This is a genomic window from Kitasatospora sp. NPDC088742, from assembly GCF_055584905.1.
Genome location: NZ_JBVJLD010000018.1, coordinates 122278 through 136247, shown reverse-complemented (window position 1 = coordinate 136247; position 13970 = coordinate 122278). Strand labels below are relative to the sequence as shown.

Genomic DNA, 13970 nt, shown 5'->3' with positions numbered 1-13970 from the left:
CCCCGACCCGGTCGAGGCGAACCGTCAACTCACCGACGCCCCCGCCGACTTCCTCCGGGACAACATCCTGTCCTACGACGGTGCACTCGGGATGGAGCTCAGGCGACCGGGACTCGACCAGCAGGAGGCGCGCCAGTTCATGGCCTGGGCCAACACCCAGTCCCAGAACTGGTTCACCCTGGTCCCCGACCCGCGCCGCAACAACGCGCTCATCCTCACCCCGGCCGTCGAGAAGTACGTCGAAGCCCACCCCGACGACCCGTTCGTCTCCCGCTTCGCCGACCGCTTCACCACCCCGCCGACCGACAATCCGCAGTACCTGACCTCCGTCTACATCCCCTACCTGGCCGGCGCCCCGGGCGGTCAGCTCGACACCGTGGGCTCGACCACCGTCCCCCTCGACCCGGACCCCAGCGTCCCCGGTTCGGAGTTCGTCTTCACCGCCGTCATGAACGGCTGCGCCCTCGCGGTCACCCCCGGCGCCACCCCGGACGTCTTCACGGCCTGGCACTACCAGTCCAGCACCACCAACAACTCCAGTGCCCTGGACTTCCGCCGCACCGAGCAGCCCACCGACTGGTTCGGCTCCGAGGAGTACGAGAGCGGCACCCAGTCCGCCTTCTACGAGGTCACCAACTTCCTCTGGAAGAGCCCCACCGACGGCTGGCAGATCGTCAGCCAGGAGACCAGCGTCGACCCCACCGACGAGGCCGCCTCCACCGTCACCGCCGTCCGCCAACGCCCCCTCGACCTCACCCCGCCCACCCCCTCCCAGGAAGCGGTCCACCTGGCCCGCATCTACACGGGCATGGCCGAGGCCGAACTCAAGCGCTTCGACACCGATGTCGCCGGCATCCTCAACCAGAACTGGGGCTCCCGGCAGACCGAAGTCGCCCAGGAACTCCAACGCCTGCGCAGCACCCTCCTGGTGGACCTCATCAGCCTCCGCGAACAGGGCCACCTCGACCCCCGCGTCCCCTTCTCCGGCACCAACCCGGCCGCCGTCCCCCTCCCCACCCCGGCCCCCGACACCCTCACCTTCGCCACCCTCAACGAGGTGGCCCAAGCCATCCCCACCACCCGCCACACCGCCGGCACCCTCGCCCAGGAACGCCTCAACGCCCTCAACGCCGCCACCCCCACCAAGGACCGCGACTGGCGCCAGGGCAAACTCGACCAACTCCTCACCACCTTCCTCCCCACCCCCCACACCCCCACCCCCTGGCACCACCACCTCACCACCGAAACCACCGACCACCCCCGCGCCTGACCCCACAGCAGTCGGCTTCGACGTCTGGGCGGGAACGTGTGTGCCGTGCCCGGGAACTCGGTGCGGGCGGCGGCCGACTGCTGAGGCGGGCGGCCGGCCGGCCGTCCGTCGTCGGTGGGAAGGGCCTGCTGCTGTGCCTGGTGTCGATCGTTCCGCGTCATCCTCGGGGTGCCCGGTTCCGCTGCGCGGGGAGGCGTTCAAGCGGGATCCGTACCCGCTGTACCGGGAGCTGCGGGAGGCCGGGCCGGTGCATCCGGTGCGGTTTCCGTCCGGGGTGGCGGCCTGGTTGGTGACCGGCTACCGGGCCGCGGTGGAGACCCTGGGGGACGGGCGGCTGGGGAAGAACCACCGGCTGGGGAACGAGGGTTGGCGACAACTCGCGTCGATCATGCCGGAGCCGCAGCACTCCCGACTCCAGGTGCACCTGCTGCACCAGGACCCACCCCGGCACACCGCGATGCGCGGGCTGCTGGCGGAGGCCTTCGCGCCCCGGCGGGTGGCCGCGCTGCGGCCGCGGTTCCAGCGGATCGCGGACGGGCTGGTGGACGCGCTGCCGGAGCTCGGGGAAGCCGAGCTGGTGGGCGGGTTCGCGGCGCTGTTCCCGTTCCGGGTGCTGGCCGAAGCGATCGGACTGCCGCAGGAGTTGGCGGAGGGCTTCGACCGGGACTGGGGGAAGGTGGTGCAGCCGGTCGGACCGCGGGATCCGCGGCGGGCGGCGTACGAGCGGCGGCTGCGGGAGTTGGAGGGGTACATCGCGCGGGTGGTGGAGCGCTGCCGGGAGGAGGGGGACGGGCTGCTGACGCGGCTGGTGGCCGCGCACGACACCGGTGAACTGACCCGGGCCGAGCTGGATTCGATGGTGTTCCAGCTGCTGGTGGCCGGGCAGGAGCCCGTCACCAACCAGATCAGCACGGCGCTGGTCGCCCTGCTGCGCCACCCGGAGGAGCTGGCGCGGCTGCGCGCCGATCCGGCCCTGCTGCCCCGGGCGGTGGAGGAACTGCTGCGCTACGACAGCGCGTTCGAGCTGACCACCTGGCGCTTCCTGGCCGCCGACGACGAGCTGCACGGCACCCACGTCCCCGCCGGTGATTCGGTGATCGTCTCGCTCTGCGCCGCCAACCGCGACCCGGAACGGTTCCCGGACCCCGACCGCCTCGATCTCGGACGGTCGCCCAATCCCCACCTGGCCTTCGGCCACGGGATCCACTTCTGCCCGGGAGCCGCCCTCGCCCGGGCCGAACTCCAGATCGCCGTCGGCACGTTGGTCGGCCGCCTCGACGGCCTGCGACCGGCCACCGACCTGGACGCGCTGGGCTGGATACCCGCCGTGCTCGCCCGGGGCGTGGACCGCCTGCCGGTGGCGTACGACCGCCGCGCCTGATCCCACGTACCCAGCACCCCGCTCCAGGAGAACTCCCTTGTCGAGCACCGCCGATGTCCTCGCCCTGCTGCTCCCCCACTGCCGCACGACCGGCCCGCGAACACCGCCACTCACCACGGACGACTTCCCGGCGCAGAGAGGCCAGGTGGAGGCCTTCGTGGCGGCCGGGGAGGAGATCGTCTTCACCCTCCCCGGCTTCCCCTGCAAATCGCCCAGCCCGGAGAAGGTGCTCGGCCACCTACCGGACGAAGGTGAGCGCCGTGCGCTGGCCTTCCTGCACGGGCTCTGCGAGGCGGTCGCCGAGGTGTACCCGCCCGGGGCCCGGATGGTGGTCTGCTCCGACGGGCACGTCTTCGGCGACCTGATCGGCGTGCCGGACGCGCACGTGGACGCCTACGCGGACGAGTTGGCCGCGATGATCCGCCGGGAGGGCCTGAGCCGTCTCTCGGTCTTCGACCTGCGGGACGTCTACGGCGAGCGCAGCCACGACGAGAAGCGCGCCCTGGTGAACGCGCGCCACGCACCCGGGCTCGACCGGCTGCGTGCGGAACTCCGGGAGGACGAGAGCGCGTTGGCGCTCTACCGCGGGATCACCCGCTTCCTGGTGGAGGACGCGGCGGGCCGGTACACCGGCACCCGGTCCGCGCTCCAGCGCGAGTGCCGCCACCGGGCGTACGGGGTGATCCAGCGCAGCCGGGCCTGGGGCGAGTTGATAGCCGAGCGGCACCCCCGGTCCGTCCGGCTGTCGATCCATCCGCAGCCGGCCGGCTCGGCCAAGTTCGGCATCCGCCTGCTGACGGCGATGGACGGCTGGGCCACCCCGTGGCACGCGACGCCGCTGCACCGGGCGGACGGCCAGTGGGAGTTGGTGCGGCGGGCGGAGGCGGAGCGGCGCGGTCGGCTGGTCCTGCGGGCCGGGCGGCCGAGCCACTACACCGCCGCCTAGAACAGCCACAAAGGAGGGCCCGATACCTGACGCCAGCAGGTACCGGGCCCTCGGTGCGCCCCCTCAGGGACGGGCGGGGACCGCCGCCGGGTGGCGGTGGTCGAAGGCGATCAACGGGTCGCCGGTGAGGGGGTGTTCGGTCACGGCCGCGCGGACGCCGAAGACCTCGGCCAGCAGGGCGGGGGTGAGCACCTCGCGGGGCGGACCGGAGGCCACCACGGCGCCGCCGGCCAGCACGTGGAGGTGGTCGCAGACGGAGGCCGCGGCGTTGAGGTCGTGCAGGGCGACCAGTGAGGTGGTGCGCTGGGCGCGGAGCAGGGCGAGGAGTTCGACCTGATGGCGGATGTCGAGGTGGTTGGTCGGCTCGTCGAGCACCAGGACCTCGGGTTGCTGCGCCAACGCCCGTGCCAGCAGCACGCGTTGGCGCTCGCCACCGGAGAGTTCGGCGAACCGCCGCCCCGCGTACGACCCCATGCCGACCTGCTCCAGCGAGCGGGCGACCACCGCGCGGTCCTCGGCGCTGTCCGCGGCGAAGGCCCGCTGGTACGGGATGCGGCCGGTCGCGACGATCTGCCGCACCGTCAGCTCGAAGCTCTCGCCCCGCTCCTGGGGAAGGGCAGCGAGGTGGCGGGCGGTCTCCGGACGGGTGATGGTGGCCAGGTCGCGGCCGTCCAGCAGGACCCGACCTGCGCTCGGGGCGAGGTGGCGGTAGACGGCCCGCAGCAGGGTGGACTTGCCACTGCCGTTGGGGCCGACCAGGCCGGTGACCCGGCCGGACTCGGCGATCAGGTGGACCCCGGCCAGGACGGAGCGGCCGGCCAGGGTGAGGTGCAGGTCCTCGACGGCGAGTCTCATCGGGCGGCCTCCGACTGTCGGTCCAGCAGGTAGAGCAGGACGGGCGCGCCGAGCAGCGCGGTCACCACGCCGATCGGCAGCTCCTGCGCGTCGAGGACGGTGCGGGCGGCGGTGTCGACGGCGGTCAGCAGGACGGCTCCGGTGAGGGCGGAGAGCGGCAGCAGGCGACGGTGCTCGCCGCCGACCAGCAGGCGGCAGAGGTGGGGGACCAGCAGCCCGACGAAGCCGATCGCCCCAGCGCTCGCGACCAGCACTCCGGTCAACAGGCTGGCCGTCACGAAGAGTTCGCGGCGCACCCGGTCGGCGTCGACGCCCAGCCCGGCGGCGGTCTCGTCGCCGAGCGTGAGCGCGTTGAGCGCCCGGGCCCGCCCCTGGAGCAGGACCGCTCCCGCCGCCACCGCCAGGACGGGGAGCGGGAGTTGGCCCCAGCTCGCCCCGCTGAGGCTGCCCATCAGCCAGAACAGCACGCCCCTGGTCTGCTGCTCGTCGCCCGCCTGGAGGACCAGGTAGCTGCAGAGCCCGCCGAGGAACTGGCCGACCGCGATGCCGCAGAGCACCAGCCGCAGCGGGGCGAAGCCGCCGCCGCGCCTGGCCGCCAGCCAGACCAGCAGGAAGGCCCCGAGCGCACCGGCGAAGGCCGCGGCGGAGACGCCGTAGGTGCCGAGCGCCCCTCCCACTTCGAGGCCCAGGACGATGGCGCCGACCGCGCCGAGCGAGGCCCCGGAGGAGATCCCCAGCAGGTACGGGTCGGCCAGCGGGTTGCGGACCAGTGCCTGGACGGCGGTGCCGACCAGGCCGAGACCGGCTCCGACCGTGGCCGCCAACAGGGCGCGTGGTACCCGCAGTTGCCAGACGATCAGGTCGCGGAAGCCGGGCAACGCGGCCTGCCCGGTGAGGCGGCGGGCGACCACCGACCAGACCTCGCCGGGCGGGACGTCCACACTGCCGAGCGAGACCGCCAGGGTCAGAACCGCGGCCAGCGCGAGGACCAGCGCCGCGGCCGGCACGGCCGGCCGCAGAACCGGCACGCGTCGGGGGCGGGCGGGATCCGAAGTCACCATCTAAGGCCCGACCTTGACCAGCTCGGGGTGGAGGGTCCGGGCGATCCGCTCGACGGTGTCGGCGTTGCGGACGCCGGCGATGGTGGTGACCTCGGAGCCGATCCGCAGGAAGCGGCCCTCGCGGACGGCGGCCAGGCCCTGGGTGGCGGGGAAGGTCCGCAGGAACTGCTCGGCCTCCTCGTAGGCGCGGCGGTTCTCCTCCTCACCGCCCTTGTTGCGGATGCCCAGTTGGATCCAGTCGGGGTTGCGCGCGACCACGTCCTCCCAGCCGACCGGACGGAACGAGGCGTCGCAGTCGGCGAAGACGTTGCGCGCGCCGGCCAGGGTGATCACCGCGTTGGCCACCTGGCGGTTGCAGACCGCCATCGGCTGCTTGGTCCCGGCGTCGACGTCGAAGAAGAAGTAGCCGGGACGGCGCTCGGCCGGTACGGCGGCCAGCGCGGCGGTGACCCGGCCGGTCTTCTCGGCCATGGCGGCGGTCAGTTGGCGGGCCCGGTCGGCGGTGCCGGTGACGGCGCCGAGGCGCTCCACGTCCCGCTGGACCTCGGCCAGGTCGGTCCTGGGCTCCTTGCCCTGGGCCGCGCAGGCGGTGGAGAGCAGGAAGACGTGCTTGACTCCGGCGGCGGCGAACTCCTGCTCGCTCGGCGCCCCGCCCATCCCGCCGCCCATCGACATCGGCCCGAAGGTGTCCACGTACAGGTCGGCGCCCGAGCCGAGCAGCTTCTCCTTGGCGATCCCCTGCTGTCCGAGGACCGGCACCCGCGCTCCCTGCTCGGCCAGCGCCCCGGGCAGGTACCCCGGGCCGGGCGGGTATCCGGTGCCCACCGCCCGCTCCCCCACGCCGAGTTCGAGCAGCATCTCCAGCGCGGCGGCGTTGCTGGTGACGATCCGGGCGGGCGGCCCGTCGAAGACCGTCTCCTTCCCCGCGCAGTCCGCGACCCTGGACGGGAACCCGGCGGCGAGGGCAGCCCCCGTCGGGGAGGCCGGGGTGGGGGCGCCGCCCCCGGAGCAGCCCGATATGAGCAGGGCCGCGGTGGCGGCCGCGGCGGACAGGACACGGGTACGCATTGGGTGGTTCTCCTGACGCGGGGTCACGGGCCGGGCCGGTCTGCACGGTCCGGATCAGTTGTCGGCCCGGGCCCGCCGCGAGTTCCCGGAGTGCGAGGGCTGCGAGGAACGCGGGTCGGGCCGCCAGGTGCGCAGGCGCAGGCTGTTGGCGACCACCAGCACCGAACTGGCCGACATCGCGAGGGCGGCAAGCATCGGGTTGAGCAGGCCGAGGGCGGCCAGTGGCAGCAGCACCACGTTGTAGCCGAAGGCCCAGAGCAGGTTGGCCCGGATCGTGCCGCGGGTGCGGCGGGCCAGCCGGACGGCGGTCACCAGGGTCTCGACATCGCCCCGGACCAGGGTCAGCCCGGCCGCCCCGATCGCCGCGTCCGTACCGGAGGCCAGCGCGATGCCCAGGTCGGCGGTGGCGAGCGCGGCCGCGTCGTTGACGCCGTCGCCGACCATCGCCACCGTCCGTCCGGCGGCGCGGAGTTGACCGATGACCTCGGCCTTCCCGGCCGGGGTGGCGGCCGCGTGATCGGTCCGGATGCCCAGCTCTGCGGCGACCGCCCGGGCCGGTCCGGGCCGGTCACCGGTCAGCAGGACCACCTCCAACCCCAGTCGGCGCAGCCGGTGCACCGCCCGCCAACTGCCCGCCCGCAGGCCGTCCCCGACCGCGAGCACCGCCGCCGGGCGGCCGTCCAGCTCGACCAGCACGGAACTGCGGCCCTCGGCGTCGGCGGCCGCGAGGGCGGACCGCAGCTCGGGGTCGTCAACTCCCTCTCCCGGCTTGCCCATCCGGACCGCAACCCCCTCCACCGTGCCCCGGACGCCGAGCCCGGCCGTGGCGGAGAAGCCGTCCACCGGCGGGAGTTCGCCGCAGCGCTGCCGGGCCGCCTCCGCGACGGCCCGGGCCACCGGGTGCTCGGAGTGGTGCCCGAGCGCCCCGGCCAGCCGCAGCACCCGGTCGGGGCCCACGCCGTCCGCCGTGGAGACGGCGGCGAGGGTCATCCGCCCGGTGGTCAGGGTGCCGGTCTTGTCCAGGACCACGGTGTCCACCCGGCGCAGGCTCTCCAAGTCCTCGGGCCCGCGCACCAGGACGCCCAGCTCGGCACCACGCCCGGTGGCCGCCAGCAGCGCCATCGGGATCGCCAGGCCGAGGGCGCACGGGCAGGCCACCACCAGCACCGAGACGGCGGCGGTGACCGCCGCCTGCGGCTCGGCCCCGGCGCCGAGCCAGAAGCCGAGCACGCCGACGGCGATGCCCAGCACCACCGGTACGAACACCTCCGCCACCGCGTCCGCGAGGCGCTGGGCCTTCGCCTTGCCGGTCTGCGCCTCGGCCACCAGCGCGGCGATCCGGGCCAGTTGGGTGTCCGCCCCGACGGCGGTGGCCCGGACCACCAGCACCCCGCCGGCGTTCAGCGCCGCCCCGGGCACCTGGTCGCCGGGGCCGACCTCGACCGGGACGCTCTCGCCGGTCAGCACACTGAGGTCGAGCGCGGAGCCACCCTCGACCACCACCCCGTCGGTGGCCACCCGTTCACCCGGTCGGACCACGAACTCCTGGCCGGGGAGCAGCAGTTCGACCGGCACAGTGCGCTCGCCGCCTGCCTCGCCGCCCGCCTCGCGCAGGCAGACCTCTCGGGCGCCCAGCACCGCCAGGGCCCGCAGCGCCGCACCGCCGCGCCGCCTGGCGCTCCCCTCCAACAGCCGCCCGGCCAGCACGAACAGCGGTACGCCGACGGCGGCTTCGAGGTAGACGTGGGCCGCACCGCCCTCCCCGCCGGCGGTCAGCGAGAACGGCATCCGCATCGCGGGATCGCCCGCCCCGCCCCACAGCAGCGCGTACGCGGACCAGCCGAAGGAGGCGATCACGCCCAGGCTGACCAGGGTGTCCATGGTGGCGGTGGCGTGCCGCAGCCCTCGCCGGGCCCGCCGGTGGAACCCGGCCGAACCCCAGGTGACCACCGGCAGCGCGAGCGCGGCGCAGAGCCACTGCCAGGCCGGGAACTGCCAGGAGGGCACCATCGACAGCGCCAGGACCGGCAGCGCGAGGACCGCCGTGACGGTCAGTCGGATCCGGTCGCCCCGGCTCGCGTCCGGATCGACCGTCGAGCGGTCCGTCGGCTCGTCCGCCGGGCGGTCCGGCTCCACCACGGAGGCGGTGTACCCACCGGCCTCGACGGCGGCGACCAGTTCGGCCGGGGAGAGGCCGGCGGGGTGGCCGACCCGGGCCCGTCCGGTGGCGAGGTTGACGGCGGCGGTGACGCCCGGCAGTCGGCCCAGGCGCTTCTCCACCCGGCCGACACAGGCCCCGCAGGTCATCCCGCCCACGAGCAGGTCGGTGACCGCGCCGGGCCCGGCGGGCGGAGCCGGCTGCGCAGGGGACATCAGGCTGCCCGGAGGGATGACGCTCACCGGCCCGCCCCGATCCCGTGGGCTCCGGTGCTGCCCATCCCTGGCATCCCGTCCATCCCGTCCATCCCGGGCATGCCGCCGTCCGACGGTCCGGTACCCCCGGTGGCGGGGCGCAGCCCTGGGGCGAGCGGGCCCGCCGCGCGTCCGGCGGCGAAGGCGCCCGTGAAGACGAGCGCGAGCAGCAGGGCGAAGCCCAGGAGGACGGACCGAGGCCGGGTACCCGGCCCGACCGCACCGGCGTTGGTGTTGGCGTTGGCGTTGGCGTTCACACCGGAGCAGTCGGGGCCGGGCCCGGCCGAGTTCCCGCACCGTCAGGTCCGTTCACCGGAACGGCACATCGGACGGGCGGCGCGGCAGACCTCAGACCCGGCCGCTGTACTCGAAGCCCGCCGTCTCGACGGCCGCCCGGACCGCCGCCTCGTCGAGTGCAGCCGCCGAGGCGACAGTGACCCGCTCGGCCTTGGCCTCGGCGATGACGTCGCTGACGCCCGGGAGCGCGCCGAGGGCGGCGCTGACGGTCCGTTCGCAGTGGCCGCAGCTCATGCCCCCGACGGCGAGGACGGTGGTGACGGTGGCGGCGGTGGTCGACATGGCGGTGGCCTCCAGAGAGTTCGGGTCCCGGTCGGTGAACCGGTCCGGTGGTCGTCAACGACAACGCACGCGCGGGCGTGGGGGCACCGGGACACGCCGTCCGGTGCCCCCATCGTGTGGTTCCGGGAACCGCTCAGGCCGCGCAGCCGACGAGGCCCGTACGGGGAGCGGCGACGGCCGGTACCGCGCCAGTACCGGTACCGGACTGCCGCTCCGCCTCCGCGAGTTGACGGATCAGCGCGGCCCGGGCCCGGTTCACCCGGGAGCGGACGGTGCCGATCGGACAGCCGGTCAGCCGGGCCGCCTCCTCGTACGGGAGGCCGCGCACGGCGGTGAGCACGAAGGCCTCCCGACGCTCGGCCGGGAGCGCGGCGAGCAGTTCGGAGAGCGCCACGCCCTCTTCGAAGCCGGGCAGATCCCGGTGCTGGGCCCGTTCGACGGCACCCTGCCAGTCGTCGGTGTCCAGCAGCCGAGGGCGGGCCGCGGCGAAGCGGAAGCGGTCGACCACCGTCCGGCGGGCGATGGAGAGCAGCCAGGTGCGGGCAGAGGAGCGGGCCTCGAAGCGCGGCAGGCTGCGCAGCGCGCGCAGGAAGGTCTCCTGGGTCAGGTCGTCGGCGGCCTGGGGCTCGCCGCTCAGGTGGGCGACGTACCGCCAGACGTCCGTCCTGGTCGCCCTGACGAACCGTTCGACGGCCGCCGGGTCGCCCTCCCGGGCGGCCAGGGCCCAGGCGGTGACGGTGGGGTCGTCGGGGCCGGTGCGGCGGGCGGCGGCCGCCCGGGGTGGTGGCGACGACTGGGCGGGGGTGGGCAGGGCAGAGGTGGGCAGGGCAGGGTTCAACGCCGTGGGTCTTTCTCGGAGTCGGGAGCGGCGCGGACAGCCGCAGGACCGGCCCGGGGGCGCAGCGGTACACACGCGTGCGGACGCATGGACGCGTGCGCGCACAGCTGCGCAGGCGCGCGGCCGCCGCGCGGCGGCCCGTACGGGCGCGGCGGCGGCCGAGGACGTCCCCGGGGTGACGGGCCGTCAGTGGACGGCGGTCCCGAGGGGCGGGCCCCGCGAGGTGATCGCGTGGACCAGCAGCAGCCGCCGCAGGCGCGGCTCCGGGTCGGGGCGGCGGCGCGGGCGGTGCGGGGGCGCCGGGGCGAAGGCGCGGAGCAGGAGCAGCACCGGCGCGAACAGCCAGGCCGCGACGGTCCGGCCGAGGCGGAACACCGCCCGTTCGCCCGCCGCGAGCCAGAGGCCGAGCAGCAGGGCGGCCAGCAGGTGGGCGGCCAGCATGCCGAGGCCGCCCCCGCCGCCCATCTGGTGGGCGGCCGGGCCGCCCGCCACCGCGGCGTGCAGGTGCCCGCTCGCGTGGGCGTGGGCCTGGGCACCGGCCGTCGCGGCCGGGACCACCAAGGCGGCGAGGCCGTCGACCGGCGCTCCGAGGGTATCCAGGTCCAGCCCGGCGTCCTCAACCAGCCGGGCCGCCTCGCCGGGCGAGAGCGGGTGGCCGTTGCAGAGCAGCAGCCGCGCCCACTGCACGGCCGTTCCGTCGGCCGGAGCGGCCGCGCCGGCCGTGGCTCCCTGGGTGGCCTGGCCGAGCGAGAAGAGCGTGTGCAGCGCGGCCTGAACGCCCACCGTGAGTCCGACGACCAGTGACGGCCCGCGTTCCCGACGGGCCGTCAACCAGCCGAGTGCCCCGACCGCCCCGAAGGCGGCCGCGAGCACCCACCCGGGGACGGTGTCCCCGGACATCAGCACATGGCCGGCCGCGCCGAGCAGCACGCAGGCGGCGGCGAACACCGCAGCCCGCCCCGCTCGTACGACTCGTCCCGACTCCATGGCCGGCTCATCGTCGCACCCTTCACCCCCATCGGTGGCCCGCCCTCCGGGGGTACCGACCCTCCGTCAGCCCGTTCGGAGCACGTGACGCGCGTCACCCGGGCCCCTCGGGAACCGCACGCCCCCACCGCCCGACTCCTGAGTGGGCATCAGCTGCGCACCGGCCCCACCCGGCCCGCCCGACCTGCGGGAACGCCCCTCGGGCGACCGGCCGGCGGACCGCCCCCGACCCCGGTGTGAGAAGCGCCACGGGTGGCCGAGGCACCGCTCCTGACCCCCCGTCGGTTTCAGCCGCCCGGGGCAACCGCCGCCCCCGACCCGGCGCGCCCGCCCCGCCACCGCCGGAGGCCGCCGCACAGTGGTCGGGTGAGCGACGCGACGCAGGCCCAGCCCCCGGGAACGGCCTCGGCGGAGGGCGAGGAGCCCAGGGCCGGCTGGTTCGAGCTGTTCTTCGACCTCGTCTTCGTGGTGACGGTCAGCGTGCTCGCCCACGGGCTGCACGGGGACCCGAAGGCGGCGGACTTCGCGGAGTTCATGGTGCTGTTCTTCCCGGCCTGGTGGGCCTGGGCCAACCTGACCGTCACCGTCAACCTGTTCGGCTCCGGCAGCCCGCGCATCCAGGCCATACTGCTGGCCGCGATGCCGGCGCTGGGGCTGATGGCCGCCGCCTCCCCGGAGGGCCTGCACGAACGGGCCTGGGCGTACGCGCTGGGCGCCGCCTGGGTGCGGCTGGTGCTCTTCCTGATCTGGTGGGGCCACGCCCGCGCCACCGACAACCCGCTGCCGCTCTGGCGCCCGGTCCTCTACTGCCTGGTGCCCGCCGCGCTCTGGGCGGTCTCGGCCGCCCTGCCCACCACCGCACGCTTCGTGCTCTGGGGCGTGGCGATCGTGCTGGAGGTCGTCCTGCTGTCGGTCCGGACCGGCCTCGGCACCGGGCCGTACGACCGGCTCTCGGTGGAGCTGCTGGTGGAGCGGATCGGCCTGTTCGTGGTGATCGTGCTCGGCGAGAGCGTCTTCACCGTGGTGGTGGCCCTGGAGGAGCACTTCGTGCTCGCGGCCGGGATCACCGCGCTGCTCTCCTTCGTGGTGGTCGCCGAGCTGGCCATGATCTTCTTCACCTGGGGCACCGAGAACGCCGCGCAGGGTCTGATGCGGGCTCAGAGCGGACACGCCACCCGGGCCATGCGGGACACCGTGATGTACCTGCCGTTCGCCCTGGTCTCCGGCATCACCGTGATCGCCGCCGCCCTCGGCACCGCCGTCGCCGAACCCGACCACGTGCTCCCGCCCGGCTCCCGCTGGACGCTCTGCGGCGGGGTGCTCGCCTTCTACACCGCCAACGCCGCCATCTCGATGCGCTTCGGCGACGGCATCCGCCGCGTCCTCGGCTGGTACCTGCCCTGCCTGGTCCTCACCGGCGCCGTGCTGCTGCCCGCGTCCGTCCTGTTCCCCGCCTGGGGCGCGGTCGCCTGCGCGGCGGGCCTGGTCTTCCTGCTGGCCAAGCTCTCCCGCCGCCACGTCCGGGCCCGTCGGACCTCCGCTACACCCACGCCCGCGCCGTGACGGACGCCACCGCCCGGGTGGCCGGCTTGTCGTTCGGGCCGATGATCACGTCGATCCAGAACAGCGAGGCGAGCACGCACCAGACGGTGAGCACCACCTTGGCCGCCACGTGCAGACGGCGCGAGTCCCAGAGCCAGATCGCGGCGACCGGCGGCAGGAACACCAGGGCCCCCGCCCGCAGCAGTCGGTCGGTGGCACTGCGGGGCGCGGCGGGCTGGTCGTACGGGTTCACGGCGGGTCCATCGTTCACAGGTGCGGGGGCAGACGCGAACCGTACACGAACGGGGCGCCGATCAGGCATTCCCTGACCCGCCGTCAGACCGGCCGGGCGGGAACTCCTATCCTGCCCCGATGAACAGAGCGATCGAACTGGTGATCTTCGACTGCGACGGCGTCCTGGTGGACAGCGAGCGGATCGCCGTCCGGGTGAACGTCGGACTCGGGGCCGAACTGGGCTGGCCGCTCACGGCGGAGGAGGTGGTCGAGCGGTTCATCGGGCGCTCCTCCACCTCGATCGCCGAACAGTGGGCCGAGCGGCTGGGGCCGGAGGCCGGACCGCTCTGGAAGAAGCTGTTCGCCGAGCGGCACGCCGAGGCGGTGGACACCGGACTGCTCCCCGTGGACGGCATCGCCGAGGCGCTGGCCGCCCTCACCCTGCCGAGCTGCGTGGCCTCCAGCGGCGAGCACGCCAAGATGCGGCACACCCTCGGCCGCACCGGCCTCCACCCGTACTTCGAGGGCCGGATCTTCAGCGCCACCGAAGTCGCCCACGGCAAGCCCGCCCCCGACCTCTTCCTGCACGCGGCCCGGCGCTCGGGCGTCGACCCCGCCGCCTGCCTGGTGGTCGAGGACAGCCGCTACGGCGTCCAGGCCGCCCGTGCGGCGGGAATGCGCTCGCTCGGCTACGCCGGCGGCCTGACCCCGGCCGCCTGGCTGGAGGGCCCGGGCACCACGGTCTTCACCGACATGCGGCAGCTGCCCGCCCTGGTCACCTCGGTCTGACCACGCCC

At 74.8% G+C, this 13970-nt stretch carries 14 protein-coding genes; 5 read left to right on the top strand and 9 right to left on the bottom strand.

Annotated elements, in window-relative coordinates:
• The 3 genes from ACZ6ZR_RS16855 to ACZ6ZR_RS16845 form a co-directional block, all read left to right on the top strand.
• Positions 1-1270: hypothetical protein (locus ACZ6ZR_RS16855; protein WP_465642947.1), on the top strand; the 1270-nt coding region annotated here is incomplete at its 5' end.
• Positions 1271-1403: 133 nt separating this feature from the next.
• Positions 1404-2651: a cytochrome P450 family protein gene (locus tag ACZ6ZR_RS16850; protein WP_465642945.1), complete on the top strand. Its 1248-nt coding sequence runs from the start codon at positions 1404-1406 to the stop codon at positions 2649-2651.
• 37 nt (positions 2652-2688) lie between these two features.
• Complete coding sequence (locus ACZ6ZR_RS16845; RefSeq protein WP_465642943.1) at positions 2689-3597, top strand: L-tyrosine/L-tryptophan isonitrile synthase family protein; 909 nt, start codon at positions 2689-2691, stop codon at positions 3595-3597.
• Positions 3598-3660: 63 nt separating this feature from the next.
• Here ACZ6ZR_RS16845 and ACZ6ZR_RS16840 read toward each other — a convergent pair whose 3' ends face one another.
• From ACZ6ZR_RS16840 to ACZ6ZR_RS16805, 8 genes are all read right to left on the bottom strand, one after another.
• Positions 3661-4452, bottom strand: a complete 792-nt coding sequence (locus ACZ6ZR_RS16840) for an ABC transporter ATP-binding protein (protein WP_465642941.1) — start codon at positions 4450-4452, stop codon at positions 3661-3663.
• Complete coding sequence (locus ACZ6ZR_RS16835; protein ID WP_465642939.1) at positions 4449-5513, bottom strand: FecCD family ABC transporter permease; 1065 nt, start codon at positions 5511-5513, stop codon at positions 4449-4451. The genes ACZ6ZR_RS16840 and ACZ6ZR_RS16835 overlap by 4 nt, the downstream gene beginning before the upstream one ends.
• Positions 5514-6581, bottom strand: coding sequence for an ABC transporter substrate-binding protein (locus ACZ6ZR_RS16830; RefSeq protein ID WP_465642937.1), 1068 nt, complete (start codon positions 6579-6581; stop codon positions 5514-5516). It lies immediately after the preceding gene.
• 54 nt (positions 6582-6635) lie between these two features.
• A complete protein-coding gene (locus ACZ6ZR_RS16825; RefSeq protein WP_465642935.1) occupies positions 6636-8954 on the bottom strand; it encodes a heavy metal translocating P-type ATPase in 2319 nt (772 codons plus the stop codon).
• A 23-nt stretch (positions 8955-8977) separates the two neighbouring features.
• Positions 8978-9250 carry a hypothetical protein gene (locus ACZ6ZR_RS16820; protein WP_465642933.1) on the bottom strand — a complete coding sequence of 91 codons (273 nt, stop codon included), beginning with the start codon at positions 9248-9250 and terminating at the stop codon, positions 8978-8980.
• Between the two features lie 91 nt (positions 9251-9341).
• Complete coding sequence (locus ACZ6ZR_RS16815; protein WP_465642931.1) at positions 9342-9572, bottom strand: heavy-metal-associated domain-containing protein; 231 nt, start codon at positions 9570-9572, stop codon at positions 9342-9344.
• 133 nt (positions 9573-9705) lie between these two features.
• A complete protein-coding gene (locus ACZ6ZR_RS16810; protein ID WP_465642929.1) occupies positions 9706-10410 on the bottom strand; it encodes a sigma-70 family RNA polymerase sigma factor in 705 nt (234 codons plus the stop codon).
• A gap of 186 nt (positions 10411-10596) precedes the next feature.
• Positions 10597-11397, bottom strand: a complete 801-nt coding sequence (locus ACZ6ZR_RS16805; protein ID WP_465642927.1) for a hypothetical protein — start codon at positions 11395-11397, stop codon at positions 10597-10599.
• Positions 11398-11763: 366 nt separating this feature from the next.
• Here ACZ6ZR_RS16805 and ACZ6ZR_RS16800 point away from each other — a divergent pair, with 366 nt between their 5' ends.
• Positions 11764-12960 (top strand): low temperature requirement protein A, encoded by a 1197-nt coding sequence (locus ACZ6ZR_RS16800; protein WP_465642925.1) that lies wholly within the window; start codon positions 11764-11766, stop codon positions 12958-12960.
• Here the strand turns inward: ACZ6ZR_RS16800 and ACZ6ZR_RS16795 are convergent.
• Entirely contained in the window at positions 12938-13192 is a 255-nt protein-coding gene (locus ACZ6ZR_RS16795) for a hypothetical protein (protein ID WP_465642923.1), read from the bottom strand. The genes ACZ6ZR_RS16800 and ACZ6ZR_RS16795 overlap by 23 nt on opposite strands.
• Positions 13193-13311: 119 nt before the next feature.
• Between ACZ6ZR_RS16795 and ACZ6ZR_RS16790 the strand changes: the two genes are divergently transcribed.
• The gene (locus tag ACZ6ZR_RS16790) at positions 13312-13962 is read left to right on the top strand and encodes an HAD family hydrolase (protein ID WP_465642921.1); all 651 of its coding nucleotides are present in this window, start codon (positions 13312-13314) and stop codon (positions 13960-13962) included.
• Positions 13963-13970 lie beyond the last annotated feature (8 nt).

Bases quoted from the DNA above. Each gene is read 5' to 3' on its own strand.
- ACZ6ZR_RS16815 (WP_465642931.1), bottom strand. From the start codon at position 9,572: ATGTCGACCACCGCCGCCACCGTCACCACCGTCCTCGCCGTCGGGGGC.
- ACZ6ZR_RS16805 (WP_465642927.1), bottom strand. From the start codon at position 11,397: ATGGAGTCGGGACGAGTCGTACGAGCGGGGCGGGCTGCGGTGTTCGCC.
- ACZ6ZR_RS16835 (WP_465642939.1), bottom strand. From the start codon at position 5,513: ATGGTGACTTCGGATCCCGCCCGCCCCCGACGCGTGCCGGTTCTGCGG.
- ACZ6ZR_RS16790 (WP_465642921.1), top strand. From the start codon at position 13,312: ATGAACAGAGCGATCGAACTGGTGATCTTCGACTGCGACGGCGTCCTG.
- ACZ6ZR_RS16830 (WP_465642937.1), bottom strand. From the start codon at position 6,581: ATGCGTACCCGTGTCCTGTCCGCCGCGGCCGCCACCGCGGCCCTGCTC.
- ACZ6ZR_RS16840 (WP_465642941.1), bottom strand. From the start codon at position 4,452: ATGAGACTCGCCGTCGAGGACCTGCACCTCACCCTGGCCGGCCGCTCC.
- ACZ6ZR_RS16825 (WP_465642935.1), bottom strand. From the start codon at position 8,954: ATGTCCCCTGCGCAGCCGGCTCCGCCCGCCGGGCCCGGCGCGGTCACC.